Source organism: Leucobacter komagatae (assembly GCF_006716085.1).
Taxonomy (GTDB): domain Bacteria; phylum Actinomycetota; class Actinomycetes; order Actinomycetales; family Microbacteriaceae; genus Leucobacter; species Leucobacter komagatae.
The window spans coordinates 2,340,357-2,356,806 of the sequence record NZ_VFON01000001.1; the positions used below are offsets into that span (position 1 = coordinate 2,340,357).

Genomic DNA, 16,450 nt, shown 5'->3' on the forward strand with positions numbered 1-16,450 from the left:
CCTAGGCCCTCCGCTCCCGCGCCACAGCCCAGGCCGTGAGTGCGACACCGGCCGCGCCCCACAGCGCCAGCAGCGCCGCGGCTCCCCCGGCCCCGCTGACCCCTGCGGCGAGCGCTTGGAAGCCGGTGAAGGCCGCGCCAATCGGGCTCGCGTCGCCAACTGCCGAGAGCAGCCCCGGCACCGTCGAGACGATGCCGACGGTGAACGCGACGACGAGCAGCGCGAAGGCGAGGAACCTGCCGAAGCCACCGAACCGTGCCGAGAGCCCCTGCACGATGAGTGCGAACGCGACGCCCGCGAGTACGGCGAGGCCGAAGAAGCCGACGCCCTGACCGAACGTGTAGCGCAGCGCGAGCGGCAGCACAATGCCGGCGATCGCGCCCTGCGCGGCACCGAGCAGCACCGCGGGGAGGGCGCTGCGCAGCGTGATCGCGAACACGCCCTTGGCGGCCTCGCGGGTGCGCGACCAGAGCGGCGAGAGCACGAGGAACGCGGCGAGCGCGCCCGCCCACAGTGCGATCCCGGCGAAGAGCGGCACGCCTGAGGAGTTGAAGAGCTCGTCGCTGCCGCCCTCGGCCTTTACGGCTTCGACGGCGGTCTCCGCCATCACCTTGCGCTCGTCTTCGGTGTAGTTCGGAATCTGGGATGCGGCCTCGTCCAGGCCTGAGGCAAGCGTCTTCGTGCCCTTAGCCGCAGCGTCGGCGCCCTCGGCGAGCTTGCCCGCGCCATCGGCGAGTTCACCCGCACCCGTCGCAACCTGCGAGACACCACCGGCGAGCTGGTTGGCGCCGTCAGCGAGCGCGGGCGCCTGGCCCGCGAGCTGCGAGACGCCGCCGGAGAACGCTGACATTCCGCCGGCGAACTCACCGACGCCCGCGGCGAAGTTCTCGGCGCCAGTCGCGAGCTCGGCCTGCCCGTTCGCTGACGCGCGGGCGCCACTCGCGAGGTCGGCACCCGCGTTGCGCAGCTGCACGAGCTGCGATGCGTCGCTGCCGTCGGCCGCGGCCTGAACCTCGGCGATGGCCTGATCTACGGTCGCGAGCAGGTTCGCCTTCGGGTACTCGGGCGGGAAGAGCTCGTCGGGGAGTGCCTCGATCGTGGCCCGTAGCTGCTGCAGCGGTTCGAGCGCCTGGCCGGCGCCCGCGATGATCGGCTCGAGCACGCTGTTCACGAGGCCCGTGTACTGCTCGACGCCGTCGGCCAAGCTAGCCCCACCCGTTGCCGAGTCGCGCGTGCCCTGGGCGAGCTCCGCAGCCCCGCCAGCGAGGCCAGCAGCGGCGCCCTCAAGCCCGGTCGCGCCAGCGGCGAGCTCCTGGGTGCCGGCGGCGAGCTGGGAGGCGCCGCCCGCGAGCTGCTGGGCGCCGCCCGAGAGTTCCTGCACGCCGGTGGCAAGGCCCGTGGTGCCCGCCGCAAGCTCGGTCGTGCCGTCGGCGAGCTGCTTGCCACCGTCAGCAAGCTTGTCTGCGCCATCGGCTGCCTCGCTGACCCCGTCGTGGAGGGAGCTCATGCCGACGAACACGTTGCCGACGAACTGCTCGCCGAGCTGCTGGTTGAGCACTCGCGTCGCGGTCTGCGTCACGATCCCAGACAGCGCGGTGTCGAGCAGTCGCCCCTGGGTGCTCTCGGCGATCTCGATCGTCGCGGTACGCGCGCCCTCGGGCCCGTCTGAGAGGGACGTGGCGGCTGCCGAGAAGTTCTTCGGGATCGTGATGCTCGTCGCGAACCGGCCGTCCTTCAGCCCGGCCGCCGCATCTTCCGCGTCGGTGAGCACCCAGGTGAAGTTCTGGCGCGGCTTCGCGGCGTCGCCGGAGGCACTTTCGCCGCTATCCTCGGTGCCGTCGTCCGACCCGTCCGATCCGCTCGAGCCGCCCGAGATGAGCTCTGCCGCGAGCACGCGCCCGAGGGGTACGAGCTGGCCGCCGACCTCGACGGGCTCATCGGCGTTCACGACGGCGGCCGTCACGGTCTCGAGGCGCTCGCTCGGGTTCCACAGCCCCCAGAGGAAGAGGCCTGCGACGGTGAGCGGCACCAGCACCAGCCCAAGCATTGTCGTCCAGCTGATGCGCTTGCCGCGCAGCGGGGTAAGTGCGGGGGTCATCGTGCGCCCTCCAGTTCGATGCGGTCGAGGTGCCCGGCAGGGTCGAGACGCTCGGCGTGTTCCGGGGAAAGTGAGACCGCGGTGTGCCCGTCGGGCAAGAGCCGCTCAGCGGCTTCGCGCCCGCCCAGCACCACCAGGATCGGTGGGGCACTGTCTCGGCCGCGGTCAACGTGCCAGGCCGCGAGGGCGGAGCGCGCGTCAGACACGGCCGCAGGCGAGAGCGGTGCGAGCTCTGCCGAGCGCAGGTCGAGCACTAGCAGCGTCGGGGCGTCGCGCAGCGCCTGCCGCAGCGTGTCGAGGCCGGCCCAGGCGGAGCGGGCTCGCAGCGAGCTCGCTCGCTCCGGGAGTAGCAGGCCGTCGACCTTCAGTGTGCCCGCGACGATCCGCCCGCGGCCGCTGAGCGCCTGGGCAAGAGGGAGTCCAGCGGCGTCCCGCGGGTCAAGTACGAGCGCCTCGCCGTCCGCGAGCCGCACGTCGCGTGCCTGCACGTTTGAGCCGGCACCCCGCAGCGTGAGTTTCTCAGAGGCGACGCGCGCGTTCGGCATGTCGGCCGGCCACTCGGCGTGCTCGATCTCGCGGGCAAGCCCCTCACCCTCGACGTCGAACGACGGGAGCACCTTCGCGAGCCAGCGCGGCATCTTCCAGGCGCGCTCGCCGAGCAGCGCGAGCACCGCGGGCACGAGCGTCATGCGCACGATGAACGCGTCAACAAACACTCCGACCGCGAGGCCGAGCGCGATGACCTTAATGCTCGGGTCGCCCGCCGGGACGAACGCGGCGAACACCGCGATCATGATGAGCGCCGCCGCGGTCACGACCTTCGCCGAGCCGACGAAGCCGCGCTGAATCGCGCGCTGGGCGTCGCCGCCGTGCACGTACTCCTCGCGCATGCGGGCGACGAGGAACACCTCATAGTCCATCGCGAGCCCAAAGAGCACACCCATGAGAATGATGGGCATGAAGCTCAGCACGGGGCCCGTCGAGCTGACGTTCAGAACCTCGGAGAGCCAGCCCCACTGGAACACCGCGACGACCGCGCCAAACGCAACGCCCACCGAGAGCAGGTAGCCGAGGGTCGCCTTGATCGGCACCCACACCGACCGGAACACCATTGCGAGCAGCACGAGCGACAGCCCGACCACGAAGATGCCGAACGGCAAAAGCGCGGTCATGAGCTGAGCTGAGACGTCGATACCGACGGCGGTGAAGCCTGTCACGGCAAGGCTCACGCCGTACTTGTCTTCCCACTCGTCGTGGTGGCTGCGAAGCTCCTTCACGAGCTCGGTCGTGCTCGCCGCGTGCGCGCCCTCTTCCGGGATGATCTGGATAATGCCCGTATCCGCGCCCTGGTTGGGCGTCGCGAGCGGCACCTCCGCAACGCCGGGCACGCGCTCAACCTCGCGCTTGAGGTCGTCCATGAGCCCGAGGGGGTCGGTGCTCGAGATGATCGAGCCGGTGAGCAGCAGCGGCGCGTTGAAGCCCTCGCCGAAGTGCTCACCGGTGAGTTCGTGGGTGACGCGCGCGGGGTCATCGACCGCGAGCGATGTCGCGTCAGGCAGCGCGAGGCGCAGCTGCAGGGCAGGGATCGAACCGACGCCGAGCGCGATGAGCACCGCGAGGATCGTGATGACCGGGCGCTTCGTCGCGCCGCGCACCCACCCCGCAAAGAACCTGTCGGCGCGGGTCTGCTCGGGCACGATCGGCTCCGCGCTGGATCCCTCGCCGTCGTCACCCACCACCGCCGTGGGGCGGTGCTTGCGGGGCAGGATCCTCATTCCCGCCATCGACAGCACCGCGGGTGTGAGCGTGATCGCGATGAGCACCGCGACCGCGACCGCGGCGGCCGCTGCGACGCCGAGCGCCGTGAGGAAGGGGATTCGCGCGACGGCGAGGCCGATGAGCGCGATGATGACGGTGAGGCCGGCGAACACGACGGCGGAGCCCGACGTGGCCGTCGCGCGGGCGATCGATTCGCGAACGCTCAGGCCCGCCCGCAACTGCTCTTGGTGGCGGCTCACGATAAACAGGGTGTAGTCAATGCCGACGGCGAGCCCGAGCATGAGCGCGAGCATCGGGGTCGTCGAGGTGAGGTCGACAAACGCCGTCACGAAGAACAGGCCCGCGATCGAGACGCCGACGCCGATCATTGCGATGAGCAGCGGCATTCCGGCCGCGATGAGCGAGCCGAGGGTGAGGATCAGCACGACGAACGCAACGACGACACCGATCGCCTCGGTCGGGCTCAGGCCTGGCACGGCCGCCGAGAACATCTCGCCGCCGTACGAGACCTCGGCACCGGCCGGCAGCCTGTCGCGCAGGGCGTCTGTCGCGGCGGCGATCCCATCGATTGTCACGTCGTCGACGCTCGTCATCTCGCCCTCGACCTGCACCCGCATCAGCAGGGCGCGGCCATCGGGCGAGATCTCGGTGTTGGCGGCCGCGGCCTCGCCCGTACCGAATGGCGTGAGCACGCCCGAGACGCCTGGCAGAGGGTCAAGCTCGTCTGCGACATCGAGCACAGCGTCGCGGTAGCGATCGCTCTCGAGGTCGTCACCCTCGGGCGCGACGACAATGATGGTCGCGCTCGTTCCGCTCACCTCGGGGAAGGTGTGCGAGAGCGACGTGATCGCGTCTTGCGCCTCGGTGCCCGGGATCGTGATCGGGGCGTTTGCGCCCTTACCGAGCGTGAGCGCCCCGGTCGCGAGTACGGCGAGCAGCAAGAGCCAAACGGCCAGAACAAGCCACTTCGCCCGAGCAGCCCAGCGCCCGAGGGCATAGAGTGCGGAAGACATGTGTTCCCCTCGGTACAGCGATAGATACAGGAGTGTATCCGTTTCGATACAGTACTGTATTCGTAGTGGCTGTTGAAAATCTGTGAGGAGGCGATATGTCTGAACATGCTGCGGCACCCGAGGCCGACCACGTGAGCGCACGTCGTCGTGAAACCCGCACGCGTCTGCTCGACGCGGCGGCCGAGGTCTTCGCCGAGTTCGGCATTCAGGGCGCATCGGTCGAGCGGATCTGTGCGCGCGCAGACTTTTCTCGCGGCGCGTTCTACTCAAACTTCTCGTCGAAGGAAGAGCTGTTTCTTGCGCTCCTCGGGCGCGAGTACGAGCAGCGGGCAGACCAGATCCGGCTTCGGGCCGCCGAACTCACGGCGTGCCTCGAAGAGGCTGCCGAGCCCCCGAGTCGCGAAGACGCGGCCGACTTTGTCACGGCATTCCTGTCACCCAGCGGCAGCGAGACCGGCTGGTTCACGCTCGAAACAGAGTTTCTGCTGCTCGCGCTGCGGCACCCCGAGGGCGAGATTCAGCACGTCGACTTCAACCTGCAGTTCCGCTCTGAGCTCAGCAACGTTGTGGAGAGCATCGTGCACGCTGCGGGGCGCAGGTTCATCATCCCCGTCGACCGCTCCCTCACCATCCTCGCGGGGGCGTACGAGCGAGCGCTGCGGGTGAGCGCCGTGAGCGGCTTCGACGCACCAGAGGGCGTGAACGAGCTCGGCGACCGCTTCGCCGAGCTGCTGTTCACGATCACGGAGCCGGTGTAGGCGCCAGGCCTTCCTGACCCGCTGACTTGGCGCTGGCCCTGGCGCCTTCCCTTGACCTGACGCCTTCCCTTGACCTGGCCCTGGCCCTGGCTCGGGCCATCCCTTGCCCGGCCCACACACCTTTCTCTTCCGCGCACATCTTGTTTGGGCTAAAGAGGATGTGTTCATGCGAAGAACATGTGTTGGGGCTCTCACCTTCACCTGCGGGTAGGATTAGAGCGTGCTGCTTTCAGACCGCGATATCAATGCCGAGCTCGGCGCAGGCCGCATCAAGCTCACTCCGAGCGAACCCTCGATGGTTCAGCCGTCGAGCGTCGACGTGCGGTTCGACCGCTTCGTGCGCCTCTTCGACAACCATAAGTACGCGCTCATCGACCCGGCTGAAGATCAGCCCGAGCTGACCCGCATGGTCGAGGTCGACCCCGAAGAGGGCTTCATCTTGCACCCGGGTGAATTCGTGCTCGGTTCAACGTTCGAGCTCGTCGGGCTCCCCGACGATATCGCCGCACGCCTTGAGGGCAAGAGCTCCCTCGGCAGACTCGGCCTGCTCACGCACTCGACAGCCGGCTTCATCGACCCTGGCTTCGAGGGGCACATCACGCTTGAGCTCTCGAACGTGTCGACGCTGCCGATCCGCCTCTGGCCCGGCATGAAGATCGGTCAGCTCTGCTTCTTCCGGCTGTCTTCGCCAGCGGAGCGCCCGTACGGTGCGGGCGCAACCTTCTCGCGCTACCTCGGCCAGCGCGGCCCGACCGCCTCACGGTCGCACATGAACTTCCACCGCGCTGACGTGACGGGTACCGACGAGGGTAGCCGCGGGGCGTAGCGCCAGGGCCCTTCCGGGGGTTGCGTCCAAGCAAGCCCAAGCCCAAGCCCAAGCCCAAGCCCAAGCCCAAGCCCAAGCCCAAGCCCAAGGTATGGGATCAGCACTAGATATGCCCAACCCCTGAGGGTGGCGGCATACGGAGTGCAGTTCACATACGCAGGAGCCGAAGCTGTCGCCCGGAAGCCACAGCCGCAGCCACAGCCCAGAAGCGTTACTCCGCGGCCAACTCGGCCTCCGCGATACGAAGCACGCCGTCAAGGAACGTCTGCCACCCCTCAAGGGTCGCAGCCTTTTGCTCGTGCGGGAAATCAGGGGTCTCCTGCGTCATCTGCAGCGACGCCCCGCCGTCTGCCGGGGCGATTGCCACGGTCACGAGCGCCTCGGTGCCGCCCCCGCCGGGCTGGTCGGTCAGGGTGAAGTCAAAGCGGGTGGGCCGCTCGACGCGCACGAACGTCCCCTGCCAGTCGATCGTGTTGCCGTCGGGCAGCACCATGGTTGCACGCCAGGTGTCACCCTCGACAGCGTTGAAGTCGAGGCTCTCCGCCGGCACATCGACGTCTTCGCCGCCGAACCAGCTCGCGAACGACGCCGCTTCACTGAGCGCCGCAAACACCGAGTCGGGCGACGCCGCGGTGGCACGGTCAATCACGATGCCTGTCTGTGTCACTCCGGTCATGATTGCCCCTCTCCACGGCTTCGGGCTCGCGCCCCTGGATTACGACACTACTGCGCGCCCGGGCTTCACCACCACCCAAACTCGGGCGCTCCAGTAAGGCACAGCACCACAAGCATGGCGCAGGCCACGGCCCCCTGTCGGAGCACCGTGGCCTGCGCCATGCTGTAGCGGCCGTCAGGCCGCAGCGATCGCCGTGAGTTCCACGAGCATTCCGGGCCGCGCGAGCGCGGCGATCCCGACCGCGCAGCGCACCGGCCGCGGCCCCGGGAAGTGGGCCGCGTACACCTCGTTGAAGCCCGCGCGGTCGCGCGCGATGTCGGTGAGGTAGATCGTGAGGTGCAGCACCCGATCAAGCGAGGATCCCGCGGCCTCAAGCACGCGCGCGAGTTCGACGAGGGCCACCTCCGACTGTTCCTCGATCGTCTCCCCCGCGAGGTCGCCCCCTGCGTTCAGCGGGATCACGGTCGCGAAGGCCTGCCCGCCGTGCACCGTAACGTCGCTCGAGAGCGCCCCGCCCGCCTCGGCCGGGTCTGGCAGCCGCACGATGTCGCTCATCGGGCACCCCCACCCCAGGTGTTGCGGCGAATCTCAGGCCCGGCGAGCGCGGGGTCGGCAACGCCGCAGAAGCCCATCGCCTGCTCAAACTCGGAGGTGAGCTGTGCGATCAGCTTCGAGACGGCCGCCTCGCCGCCGGCGGCGAGCGCGTACGCGACCGAGCGACCAAGCCCGACGGCCGTTGCGCCCGCGCTCATCATCGCAAGCGCGTCGTGCCCGCGCGTCACACCGCCATCGGCGTAGACCTCAGCGCGCCCGTCGACGGCCTCGACGACCTCCTCGATGACGCTCACCGTTGACGGCTGGCGGTCGAACTGGCGCCCGCCGTGGTTCGAGACGAAGATCGCGTCGACGCCGAGGTCGAGCGCTCGCCTCGCGTCTTCGGCGCACATGACGCCCTTGAGCACGATCTTGCCCTGCCAGTTCTCGCGCGTCTTCGCGAGGTCACGCCACGACACCGTCACGTCTTCGTTCTCAGCCATCCACGGCTTCATCTGCGACATCTTGAGCGGTCGGCCGTTAATCGTGTAGTTGCCGTACGTGACCTTGCGGCCGAACAGAATGTTCGCGACCCAGGCTGGGCGCAGCGCACACGAGATCATGTCAGGGATCGACAGGCGGGGCGGCAGATTGTTCAGGCCGTGGTGCAGGTCTCGCTCGCGCTTGTCACCGAACACGCAATCACCGGGAAGCACGAGCACGTCGATCGCGTGCTTTCGAAGGTTCTCGAGGTGGCGCTCGGTGTGCTCGCGGTTCTTCCAGTAGTTCACCTGCCCCCACACGCGACCGGGCTCTGCCGCGGCGACGACCTCGTCAAGGGTGACCCCCGACCAGGCCGAGTGGATGAACGTGCCCCCTGCGCGCGTGATGGCGCGGGCGACGCCGACGTCGGCGTGGGGGTGCATCATGCCGAGCATGCCCATCGGTGAGACGAAGAACGGAATGTCAGACTGCCGCCCCAGCATGGAGACCGCCGTGTGTGAGCCCTCGAGTTCGGCGAGCGTGCGCTGCTTGAACTCGACGGCGCGGAGGTCGGCCGTGTTCCTTGCGACGGTGATCTCGTCAAGCACACCGCCCTCAAGAAAATCGAACACCATCTTGGGGAGGCGGCGCTTGGCGGCGCCCTTCATGTCTTCTGCGCTGACAACGCGTGAGGAGGTGGTCATGGGGCTTCTTTCAGTGTGAGGGTTGGGAAGTGCGGGCGCGCCGAATACACCCCAGAGCCGTGGGCCGGGGAGGCGGAGAGCTCAGCTACAGGACTTTGCCGAGGAAGGCTTTCGTGCGCGGGTGCTGGGGGTTGCCGAGCACCTCGCGGGGGTCGCCAGCTTCAACAACGACGCCGCCGTCCATGAAGACGAGCGTGTCGGCGACCTCGCGCGCGAAGCCCATCTCGTGGGTCACGACGACCATGGTCATGCCGCTCGCGGCGAGCTCCTTCATGACCTCGAGCACCTCACCAACGAGCTCGGGGTCGAGCGCGCTCGTGGGCTCGTCAAACAGCATGAGCTTCGGCTCCATCGCGAGCGCGCGGGCGATCGCAACGCGCTGCTGCTGACCGCCAGAGAGCTGCGAGGGGTAAAAGTCGGCTCGGTCGGCGAGCCCCACGCGGGCGAGGAGCTCGTGGGCCCTGGCACGGGCCTTGGCCTTCGAGACCCGAGCGACGAGCACAGGCGCTTCCATCACGTTCTCGAGCGCCGTCATGTGCGGGAAAAGGTTGAACTTTTGGAACACCATTCCGATGCTCCGCCGCTGCTTTGCGGCCTCGCGCGGGTGCAGCTCGTACAGCTTGCTGCCCTGTTCGCGATAGCCGACCATCTCGCCGTCGACGAGCAGCCTGCCCGCGTTCACCTTTTCGAGGTGGTTGATGCAGCGGAGGAATGTGGACTTGCCAGACCCCGACGGGCCGACGAGGCAGAGCACCTCGCCGGGCATCACCGTCAGTGAGATGTCCCTGAGCACCTCGTTCGAGCCGTAGCTCTTCGAGACGCCGTCTGCGACGACCATTGGGGTCCGCTCGGTGGCGGTGTGCTGGCTCAACGGTCACGCTCCTCTGCGCTCATGAGGCTCACTGCTTCGGTGATGGGCCCGGGGTTTGGGGGCAGGCGCTTCGCGCGGCGCGAGCTCGGCGCCCCGTGAACGCCACGGGCAAAGTGACGCTCGAGGAAGTGCTGGCCAACGCTGAGGACCGACACGACGACGAGGTACCAGAAGCACGCGACAACGAGCAGCGGAATCTGCTGGAAGTTCTGCGAGTAGATCGCCTGCACCGACGTGAGTAGCTCAGGCACCGCGATAACCGAGACGAGCGAGGTCGCCTTGAGCATGTTGATGACCTCGTTGCCCGTCGGCGGGATAATCACGCGAAGCGCCTGCGGCAGCACCACGCGGCGCAGGGTCTGCTGGTTGGTGAACCCGAGGGCGTGAGCGGCCTCGGCCTGCCCCCGATCGACAGACGACATGCCCGCGCGGACGATCTCGGCCATGTACGCCGCCTCCGAGAGGCCGAGCGCGAGCAGCGCGGCGGTCGTCTGGGTGATGAGCGCGTTCGTGTCGAACGCGAACAGCTCGGGCCCCCAGGGAACGCCGATGATGATCTGCGGCACGATTGCCGCGAGAAAGTACCAGACGAGAATCTGCACGAGCAGCGGGACGCCGCGGAACAGCCAGATGAAGAACCAGCTAATCGTCGCGAGGATCGGATTGTCCGACTGCCGCATGACGGCGACGAGGATCCCGCCCACAACACCAATCACCATTGCGACGACGGTGAGCCAGATCGTGGTGAAGAGGCCCTCAAGCACCGTCGGCGCGAACAGGTATTTCCCGACCGTGGGCCACTGCATCCGCTCGTTCGTGATCCACGCCTGCATGAGGAAGAACACGACGAAGGCGAGGATGCCCGCCGTCACCCACCGGCCGGGGCGACGCAGCGGGACCGCTTGGATCGCGCCTCCCGCGCCGCCCGCCCCGCCCGCAGCCGCGGGAGAGATATTCGTCTGGTGCGGCATTACTTGCCGCCGTTGATCGTGGCTTCGGCGATCGAGCCGTCCTGGAGGCCGTACTTTGCGAGGATCTCGTCGTAGGTGCCGTCGTCCATGAGCTTCTGCAGCGCGCCCTGAACCGCCTCGGCAAGCTTCTCATCGCTCTTCGGGATGAGGATGCCGTAGGGCTTGAGGTTCATCGGGGTGCCCGTCGCGACGAGGGCGCCGTCGGACTTGTCTGCCTGGAAGGCAATCGTCGGGGTGCCCCCGAGGAAGGCCTGGGTGCGCCCGGTGACGACTGACTGCAGGCACGCGACAGTGTCGGGGAACTCGAGGACAGTGATCGCAGCCTTGCCGGCGTCGGTGCACTTCTGCGACTGCTCGGCCGCAATGTCGACCTGGCCGGTGCCAGACTCGACCGCGATCGACTCGCCGCAGAGCGTGTCGAGCTCAGTGAAGGTCTTCGCGTTCTCTGACTTCACGAGCATCGTCGTGCTCGTGTTGAAGTAGTCGACGAACGTGACCTGCTCTTGGCGCTCTGCCGTATCAAGCATGGCCTGGATGGCGATGTCGAAACGGTCGGCCTGGATGCCGCTGATGAGGCTGTCGAACGCTACCTTGTTGAGCTCGGCCTTGACGCCGAGCACTTCGCCGATGGCGGTGATGAGCTCGGGCTCTGCGCCCGTGATCGTCTTGTTGTCGTCCGCGAGCATCTCGAGTGGCGGGTAGTCATCGCTCGTCGCAACGCGAAGCGTGCCCGCGTCGCGAATGTCAGCGGGAAGCAGCGCAGCGAGCGCGTCATCCTTGACGACCGTCGAGGTCGCGTCGGTCTCTGGCTCCGCCGAGCTGCCGCACGCGGCGAGCCCAACGGTGAGCATTGCCGCTGCCGCGCCCGCCGCTGCGATGCGGCGGAGAGCGAGCTGGGGAGAGTGATTCGTGAGTGTCATGAAGCTGGATTCCCTTCGTTGGTATTCGCCTCTGCAGACCAGTGTGCGGCAGAGATTGCGAGATTCAAAGTTAGCCAGAATGCGCATTTATGCACACTTGCGTCAGATTTATTGATGCTCGTATTTGGCACTCCCATATGTACACTGGGCTTCTCTCCCGGTCACACCCCGTTCCCTCAGTGGTCGCGCCCGCGCATTCGCATATCAGCCATTGTGATGCTGTTCACACGCTGGCTAAGCTGAGGCGATGCTTACCCCAACGCAGCTCAAGGCCATCCGCGAGGTCGTCTCGACCGGGTCGCTGCGCGCCGCGGCCGCCCGCCTGGGCTACAGCCCATCGGCGGTGTCGCAGCAGATCTCTTCGATCGAGCGGCTCTGGGACGTGCCGCTGCTCGAGCGCACGGCGCGGAGTATCCGGCCGACGGCCGCCGGGGCCCAGCTCGCGCGTCAGGCCACCCGGATTCTTGCCGAGCTCGACGCCGTCGAAGACGAGATGCGCTCGTACGCCTCGGCAGACCTCGGGCGGCTGCACGTCGGCAGCTTCTGGTCTGCGGGCTTCCGCCTCGTCCCTGCCGTGCTGCTCGAGCTGCTTCAGGGGCGGCCTGACGTTGACATCCGCTACGAGGAGGGTGACTGGCAGACCACGCTGCCCGCCGTTGAGGAAGGGGAGCTCGACCTCGCAGTGGTCGCGCAGTACGGCACGGTGCCGCGCACGTACTCGCCCGACCTCTCAGCCGAACTCATTATGGAGGAACCGCTGTTTCTGCTGTTACCCGATGACCACAGGCTCGCTCGCCGGCACGAGATCAGGGTGAGCGACCTCGCCGACGAGCGGTGGATCTGCGCGGGCGAGGACACGGACGCGGCGGGGTCGCTGCACCACATTTGCGCCGCCGCCGGCTTCCGCCCAGAGATCATCTTCCGCACGGACGATTACAACCTGCCGATCGAGCTCGTCCGCAACGGCCTGGGCGTCGCGATCGTGCCGCAGCTCGCGACCGTCGACTCCATGCAGGTGCGCCGCATTCAGCTCGCGAACCCCGCGTATGTGCGCAAGGTCTACGCGGTGCACCGCGCGGTTGACGGCAACCCCCTCATCGACTCGGCGGTCACGGCGCTGCGCAACGCTGCCGCAGATATCGAGCAGCGCATCGAGACCGAACAGGTCACCGCGTTCGCGATGTGAGGCTGCCACGGAGCGATGCTCACGAAGCCCAGCACCGGCGCTAGCCCGCGACGACCCGCACCGCGTCGACCCGCGCGTCGACGGCGCCCCGAACGTACCCAATCGGCGACGCAGCGACCGCGCGCAGAAACGCGAGCGCCTCCGCCGTGACCCGCTCTCCGGGCACGATGTTCGGGATCCCGGGCGGGTACGCCGCCAAAGCATCCGCAGAGACGCGCCCCTCTGCTTCCGCCCACGGCACGACGTCGGTGGGCGCGAAGTAAGCCTCGCGCGGCGTCATGGCGCGCTCGCCGGGCGCCGGTAGCTCAGGGACGGCGGTCCCGGCCGCCGAGCCACCGGCGGCGCCTGCCGCGGCTGCTTCGTCGAGCACACACGCAATCGCACGGAACAGCCGCTCAACGTCGAGGTCCTTGCCGGGCCCCAGGAAGGCAACGACGGCCGCCGCCGTCGCGATCTCGAGCAGAATCCCGTGATCCCGCGCGAGCGCAGCGCGCATCGCGTAGCCGGAGACACCGCTTCGCGAGAGGCCGATCGAGACGCGCAGCGGGTCGGCGCGAGCGACGCTCCGATAGCCGCCGAACTCGTCGCTCACGAGCGTCAGGCGCTCGTCAGTGCGCACGAGCGCACGGAGCCGCTCGGCGAGTTCGACGCTCTCGCCGATCCTGTCTGCTCCGAGTACGAGGCTGCGGCGGGCGATGTCGAGCGACCCGAGCAGCAGCGAGCTCGCGCTCGTGGTTTGCGTGAGCGTGTACGCGCGATCGAGCGCGGGCTCGAGGTTGCCCGAGAAGGGGCCCTCTGCCATGAGCAGCATCGCCGACTGGCCGAGGCTGCCGCCCATCTTGTGCGTGCTCGTCACGATGACGTCAGCGCCCTCGCCCGCGGGGAACGGGGGCAAGTCTTCGTGGAACCCGAGGTGCGCGCCCCAGGCCGCGTCGACGATGAGCGGCGCTTCGAACTCGTGGGCGACGGCGGCGAGCCCGGGAATGTCAGACACCGCCCCGAAGTAGCTCGGCGAGATCACGTACGCCGCCCGCGGCCTCTCGCCGCGCGCGGCCGCACGCTCGAACCCGGCGCGGAGCGCGTCGGGCGTCAGCCCGTGGTTGATGCCGTGGAGCGCGTCGAACTCTGGGAAGACCCACTCGGGCGAGAGGCCGGTGACGACGAGGCCGTCGAGAAAGCTCGAGTGCGCGCTGCGCTGCGCCACGATGGTTCCGCCCGCGGAAGCAGCCCCCGGCGCCGCTGGGCCGTGCCCGGCGCTCCCCGCGGCGGCGGCGATGACCGCCATCCGGTTGCCCTGCGACGAGCCGTTCGCGAGGAACCAGGCCCGCCTGGCGCCCCACGCGTCGGCCGCGAGTTCAACGGCCTGATCGAGCGGGCTGTCGTCGCCCGCGTCGATGCCGTCGACGAGCTGGGGGATGTCGTGCCTGAGGGCCCGCTCCCCCGCGAAGTCGGCGAGCGGGCGTGACATCCCGCCCGCGGTCGCCGCGTGGCCGGGCACCATAAACATCAGCGGATCCTGCTCGGCATGGCGCGCGAGCGCCTCAGCGTATGGCGCGCGATCGTGGTCGCGCCATGGATCCTGCGCCTGCGTCATTGCTTGCCCTGCCCCGTTCGTTGGTGGTTATCGCCGCGCCTCGCGTGCCGCGTCGCGCTTGGCCTGCGCCGAGAGCATCGCGTTGTACGCTTCGAGCTCAGAGTCGCCCGAGCGTTCCTCGGCGCGGTCCTTGCGCTTCTGCTCTTTCGTGTCGCTGCGCGACCACTGCACCGCGACGACGAGCGCGAGCGCGAGCGTCGGCAGCTCGCCGATGCCCCACGCGATGCCGCCGCCCGTCGCCTGGTCTTCGAGCGGCGTCGCGCCCCACGTGCGGCCCATCGAGCCGAACCAGTCAGCGACGAACAGCGAGTCGCCCGTCATCATGGTCACGCCGAAGAACGCGTGCGACGCCATCGTGGCGAACAGGATCACGAGGCGGATCGGGTACGGCGCGCGGTTCGGGATCGGGTCGACGCCGATCATCGTGAGGCTGAAGAGGTAGCCGGAGATGAGGAAGTGGATGATCATCCACTGGTGCCCGAGGTGCTCGGCCATCGCCCACCTGAGGATCGGCGAGAAGTAGAAGACCCAGAGCGAGCCGACGAACACCGCGGCCGCGACGACCGGGTTCGTGACAATCTTCGACCAGGGGGTCTGCAGCCCCCACATGATCCACTCGCGGGTGCCCCACGAGCCGTCGGTGCGCTTGTCGGTTGCCCGCAGCGCGAGCGTCACCGGGGCGCCGAGCACGAGCACGAGCGGAATGAGCATCGTGAACATCATGTGCCCGAGCATGTGCACGCTGAAGAGGTACTGCTCGTACGCGTTGAAGGCGCCGTTCGTCGCGTAGAAGAGGAAGAACATGCCGGTGACCCACGCGATCGTGCGGCCAATGGGCCAGCTGTCGCCGCGCTTGCGCAGCCGCATCACACCGGCGATGTAGAACACGATGCCGAAGAACGCGACGAGCCCCCACGCAAGGTCGAACTTCCACTCGGTGAAGTAGCTCATCGGAGTGAGCTCGGGCGGCAGCGGGTCGCCGGTAAGGATCTCGGCGGGCGTCGCACCGACGGACTCGCCGGCAGGTTCAAGTGGAACGGGGGTCGCCGTGCGGCCGAGGGCGCCGGCGATGCCGCTTGCGAGGCCCATGACCGCGAGCTCCGCGACGACGAACCAGGCGAACACGCGCATGCCGCGGTCGCTCTGCTCGATGCGCGGGATGAGGCGCTGGCGGTGCAGCGCGCCGAACGCGCCGAGCACGACGAGCGCGACGACCTTCAGAATGATGAGCTGGCCGTAGCCCGTGCCGAACAACGCATCGAAGTCACCGATGCGCAGCCACGCGCTCACGATGCCCGACGCGCTCACCGCGATGAACGCGAGCAGCGCGATCGAGGAGTAGCGGGAGACGAGCAGAGCGAGCCGATCGCGCTTCACGGACTTCGCGATGAAGATGAGTACGAGCAGCCCGCCGAGCCACACCGCCGCGCCGACGAGGTGAACGAGCAACGAGTTCACGGCCTGGCTGTGCCCGGCGGCGCCCGCCGCGTGGCCCTGCTGCGCGAGCGGGAGCGTCGTGAGCAGCCCGAACACGAGCACGAGGAGCGTCATGCGGCGCCCGCGCACCGCGAACGCCAGCACGGTGACGACGGCGGCAATGAGCAGCTCCCACAGCCACAGCTGGCCGATCTCGACCTCCGTGACGAACTGCGCGAGGCCCGCGCCGAACGCGGCCGATCCCGAGAACGGCATCGTCGTGATGTCGGAGTAGGTGAGGATGAGGGTCGCGCCCGACGCGACAGTGAGCACGGCGGCCGAGCCAGCGGCGACGTCCATCGCGATGCGGTACTCGGGCCGGTCGACCGCGAACGCCCACACCGCCATCACGAGCGAGCCGACGAGGCCGGCGACCGCGACGTTGACGAGGGTGCGCAAGAGCGGCGAGCCGTAGCGCACGATGGCGCCCGGGTCAGCGAGCTCGCGGGCGTTCGCCGCCCCGCCGATCGAGAGCCCCCAGAACACGGCGGCAAACGTCGCAGCGAGCAGCACGGCAGGGGCGATCACACGAATGAAGCGGGGCACCCCTCTAGCCTACGC

13 protein-coding genes are annotated in these 16,450 nt (G+C 68.5%); 3 read left to right on the forward strand and 10 right to left on the reverse strand.

Annotation, left to right across the window (positions count from 1 at the left end; genetic code table 11):
• Position 1: 1 nt before the first annotated feature.
• Both FB468_RS10685 and FB468_RS10690 read right to left on the reverse strand, forming a co-directional pair.
• Positions 2-2,098 carry a YhgE/Pip domain-containing protein gene (locus tag FB468_RS10685; protein ID WP_141887322.1) on the reverse strand — a complete coding sequence of 699 codons (2,097 nt, stop codon included), beginning with the start codon at positions 2,096-2,098 and terminating at the stop codon, positions 2-4.
• Positions 2,095-4,890: an MMPL family transporter gene (locus FB468_RS10690; protein ID WP_141887323.1), complete on the reverse strand. Its 2,796-nt coding sequence runs from the start codon at positions 4,888-4,890 to the stop codon at positions 2,095-2,097. The genes FB468_RS10685 and FB468_RS10690 overlap by 4 nt, the downstream gene beginning before the upstream one ends.
• A 95-nt stretch (positions 4,891-4,985) precedes the next feature.
• Here FB468_RS10690 and FB468_RS10695 point away from each other — a divergent pair, with 95 nt between their 5' ends.
• Both FB468_RS10695 and dcd read left to right on the forward strand, forming a co-directional pair.
• On the forward strand, positions 4,986-5,648 hold the full coding sequence (locus FB468_RS10695; protein WP_141887324.1) for a TetR/AcrR family transcriptional regulator: 663 nt from the start codon (positions 4,986-4,988) through the stop codon (positions 5,646-5,648).
• Positions 5,649-5,868: 220 nt separating this feature from the next.
• A complete protein-coding gene (gene dcd, locus FB468_RS10700; protein ID WP_141887325.1) occupies positions 5,869-6,474 on the forward strand; it encodes a dCTP deaminase in 606 nt (201 codons plus the stop codon).
• Positions 6,475-6,685: 211 nt separating this feature from the next.
• On the opposite strand, the gene FB468_RS10705 is transcribed toward dcd, so the two are convergent.
• The 6 genes from FB468_RS10705 to FB468_RS10730 form a co-directional block, all read right to left on the reverse strand.
• The gene (locus tag FB468_RS10705; protein ID WP_141887326.1) at positions 6,686-7,150 is read right to left on the reverse strand and encodes an SRPBCC family protein; all 465 of its coding nucleotides are present in this window, start codon (positions 7,148-7,150) and stop codon (positions 6,686-6,688) included.
• A gap of 174 nt (positions 7,151-7,324) precedes the next feature.
• Positions 7,325-7,705: a RidA family protein gene (locus FB468_RS10710; protein WP_141887327.1), complete on the reverse strand. Its 381-nt coding sequence runs from the start codon at positions 7,703-7,705 to the stop codon at positions 7,325-7,327.
• A complete protein-coding gene (locus tag FB468_RS10715) occupies positions 7,702-8,871 on the reverse strand; it encodes an alpha-hydroxy acid oxidase (protein WP_141887328.1) in 1,170 nt (389 codons plus the stop codon). Before FB468_RS10715 ends, FB468_RS10710 begins: the two co-directional genes overlap by 4 nt.
• Before the next feature lie 85 nt (positions 8,872-8,956).
• Positions 8,957-9,709, reverse strand: coding sequence for an amino acid ABC transporter ATP-binding protein (locus tag FB468_RS10720; protein ID WP_141888266.1), 753 nt, complete (start codon positions 9,707-9,709; stop codon positions 8,957-8,959).
• 29 nt (positions 9,710-9,738) lie between these two features.
• The gene (locus tag FB468_RS10725) at positions 9,739-10,713 is read right to left on the reverse strand and encodes an amino acid ABC transporter permease (RefSeq protein ID WP_141887329.1); all 975 of its coding nucleotides are present in this window, start codon (positions 10,711-10,713) and stop codon (positions 9,739-9,741) included.
• A complete protein-coding gene (locus FB468_RS10730) occupies positions 10,713-11,633 on the reverse strand; it encodes an ABC transporter substrate-binding protein (protein ID WP_170219704.1) in 921 nt (306 codons plus the stop codon). Before FB468_RS10730 ends, FB468_RS10725 begins: the two co-directional genes overlap by 1 nt.
• A 247-nt stretch (positions 11,634-11,880) precedes the next feature.
• Here FB468_RS10730 and FB468_RS10735 point away from each other — a divergent pair, with 247 nt between their 5' ends.
• A complete protein-coding gene (locus tag FB468_RS10735) occupies positions 11,881-12,819 on the forward strand; it encodes a LysR family transcriptional regulator (protein WP_141887331.1) in 939 nt (312 codons plus the stop codon).
• A 40-nt stretch (positions 12,820-12,859) separates the two neighbouring features.
• Here the strand turns inward: FB468_RS10735 and FB468_RS10740 are convergent, their stop codons facing one another.
• Both FB468_RS10740 and FB468_RS10745 read right to left on the reverse strand, forming a co-directional pair.
• Positions 12,860-14,413 carry an aminotransferase class I/II-fold pyridoxal phosphate-dependent enzyme gene (locus tag FB468_RS10740; protein WP_141887332.1) on the reverse strand — a complete coding sequence of 518 codons (1,554 nt, stop codon included), beginning with the start codon at positions 14,411-14,413 and terminating at the stop codon, positions 12,860-12,862.
• A gap of 27 nt (positions 14,414-14,440) precedes the next feature.
• Positions 14,441-16,435, reverse strand: coding sequence for a bifunctional copper resistance protein CopD/cytochrome c oxidase assembly protein (locus FB468_RS10745; RefSeq protein WP_211359120.1), 1,995 nt, complete (start codon positions 16,433-16,435; stop codon positions 14,441-14,443).
• Between the last annotated feature and the right edge of the window lie 15 nt (positions 16,436-16,450).

Bases quoted from the DNA above. Each gene is read 5' to 3' on its own strand.
- FB468_RS10685 (WP_141887322.1), bottom strand. From the start codon at position 2,098: ATGACCCCCGCACTTACCCCGCTGCGCGGCAAGCGCATCAGCTGGACG.
- FB468_RS10720 (WP_141888266.1), bottom strand. From the start codon at position 9,709: ATGGTCGTCGCAGACGGCGTCTCGAAGAGCTACGGCTCGAACGAGGTG.
- FB468_RS10705 (WP_141887326.1), bottom strand. From the start codon at position 7,150: ATGACCGGAGTGACACAGACAGGCATCGTGATTGACCGTGCCACCGCG.
- FB468_RS10725 (WP_141887329.1), bottom strand. From the start codon at position 10,713: ATGCCGCACCAGACGAATATCTCTCCCGCGGCTGCGGGCGGGGCGGGC.
- FB468_RS10735 (WP_141887331.1), top strand. From the start codon at position 11,881: ATGCTTACCCCAACGCAGCTCAAGGCCATCCGCGAGGTCGTCTCGACC.
- FB468_RS10730 (WP_170219704.1), bottom strand. From the start codon at position 11,633: ATGACACTCACGAATCACTCTCCCCAGCTCGCTCTCCGCCGCATCGCA.
- FB468_RS10690 (WP_141887323.1), bottom strand. From the start codon at position 4,890: ATGTCTTCCGCACTCTATGCCCTCGGGCGCTGGGCTGCTCGGGCGAAG.
- FB468_RS10695 (WP_141887324.1), top strand. From the start codon at position 4,986: ATGTCTGAACATGCTGCGGCACCCGAGGCCGACCACGTGAGCGCACGT.
- FB468_RS10740 (WP_141887332.1), bottom strand. From the start codon at position 14,413: ATGACGCAGGCGCAGGATCCATGGCGCGACCACGATCGCGCGCCATAC.
- FB468_RS10715 (WP_141887328.1), bottom strand. From the start codon at position 8,871: ATGACCACCTCCTCACGCGTTGTCAGCGCAGAAGACATGAAGGGCGCC.
- FB468_RS10710 (WP_141887327.1), bottom strand. From the start codon at position 7,705: ATGAGCGACATCGTGCGGCTGCCAGACCCGGCCGAGGCGGGCGGGGCG.